We start from the raw sequence: 1,978 nt of genomic DNA on the forward strand, positions 1-1,978 counted from the left end.
ACGACCCGAGTAGCAAGAAAACGATCGCCACGTTGCCTGTACGCCCCTACGCCATAACGCCTGGGATAAGGTGCGCCACGACCAACTCACCAAACCCACTGAACTCCGAACCAAAACCGCCGAGTCAAACAAGTCACCTTGATACCTTTGTTATGCAACTCCATCCATTAATACGATCATACTTGGCCGAAAATCTTTCCACGCGTGATAAATCTGCGGCATACAGGCAACAAATCCGGACTCTGATAATTCCGATTCACTTTCAACGATTTGAGCCAGAGAAACCTGCATGACAACCTGATGCGGAGAAGCTTGGCTGCTTCGCCAAACCAATAGCCAAAGAGATGCGCCAACACTTTCACAGCAAAGTAACGTTGAAATTATGATATTGAATTGCCAGACTTCAAGGCAGCAAATATAACAACAACCTACTTATCTTCGGACTTACAGGCAGCCTTTCGGCAAACGAATGGCCAGAGAAATCGTGGAAAAAAGCGATGAATTTTCTACCATTGAAAATCTTGGCTCTAGGTGCATAACGCCTGCAATAAGGTGCGCCACAATGAACTCACCAAGCACACCGCACTCCATACCAAAACCGCCGAGTGTAACGCGTCACCCTTGATTGCCTTGTTATGGCGAACTTGAGGGATCCAATACAAGCATCAGGCACGCTACCGCCGAACAGAATTATTTACCTGCCATATGATTCAGGCATCATACATCACTGAGTGAACAGGAAGTTGAGGGATCGCAGATTTGTGATTTATTTCAGATAGCTATAACTGAAATCTGAGCCTTTTGATGGAAATTTGAGCAGGATTTGTTCGGAAGAAGAATGGACTGCTCTCTTCTATCAGTTTAAATCGGTGCTTAAGGAAGAAAATCAGCGAGTACTAAACGACAATCGAGCGTGCTGCGGACTGGAACCCACAAGGGTTATTTTCATTGTAAACATCCAACACCATAACAGAATTGGAAAACTACGACTTGCTAGCTGCTAAGCCTCGATCCAACCTTCGTGAAGGAAGGTTCAGATGAATGCAGAAGCCAATTGGCTTAGTGAAAACAGCCATCTCATAACGATAATCGGGCGTGTTGCGTACGATTCCTACAAATGCCGATTTCCTTTGAAAACATCCAGCACCATAACAGAGCTGGAAAACTGCAATATACTAGCGACTAAGAACGACCCATCGGCAAGTAATAGGCAGCCACGTTATCTGTACTCATCTACGCCATAACGCCAGCAATAAGGTGTGCCACGATGAACCAGCAAAGCACACCGAACTCCCTACCAAAACCGCCGAGTGTAACGCATCACCTTGATTGCCTTGTTATATTTTGCATAAAAGTGGCCACCCAAACTTTAGACGCCATATACGCTCAATATTTTTAGCTTCATCGTTATAATTTACATTAATGTCTATAGGTGATTTATTATTTTCAAACGTTACATATGACACTTGCCATCTATCAAGATCGCACATGGATGACTTAAGAATTGAAAGACAACCAGTCCCTTTACCACCATTAAAATGTTGATGAATACGACCGCGAACACCAAGAGATTTACCAGCAATTCCATTGTAAACCAACCTAAACTCTCCATCAGTACCGGAATCCTGACTGATCGTACAGACATGAGGTAAGCCATCATGTTGTGAAGTTAGATCTGCAATATTAATTGCTCCTTTATCACAAGTGCATGTACTGTTTTTCATCAAATCAATATCGTAATTTGTATAAATCCAATACATACCTGAAGAATTTGTTGGTGGCGGGTTCGATACTTCTAGGTTTCCATGTTTATTTCTTCTGATCGAACTCAACCTAGAAGCTCTTATAGCTTCAATTCTATCAATTAATTCAGAACTCATTATTTACCTTAAAAAATATAACGCCTGGGATAAGGTGCGCCACGACCAACTCTCCAAACCCACTGAACTCCGAACCAAAAATGCCGAGTCAAACAAGT

General features: G+C 42.9%; 1 protein-coding gene. It reads right to left on the bottom strand.

Going from position 1 to position 1,978, the window contains the following annotated elements:
• Positions 1 to 1,337 precede the first annotated feature (1,337 nt).
• On the bottom strand, positions 1,338 to 1,880 hold the full coding sequence (locus tag BIT28_RS29290; RefSeq protein ID WP_139310455.1) for a hypothetical protein: 543 nt from the start codon (positions 1,878 to 1,880) through the stop codon (positions 1,338 to 1,340).
• Positions 1,881 to 1,978 lie beyond the last annotated feature (98 nt).

This window comes from Photobacterium proteolyticum (genome assembly GCF_001939735.1).
Classification (GTDB): domain Bacteria; phylum Pseudomonadota; class Gammaproteobacteria; order Enterobacterales; family Vibrionaceae; genus Photobacterium; species Photobacterium proteolyticum.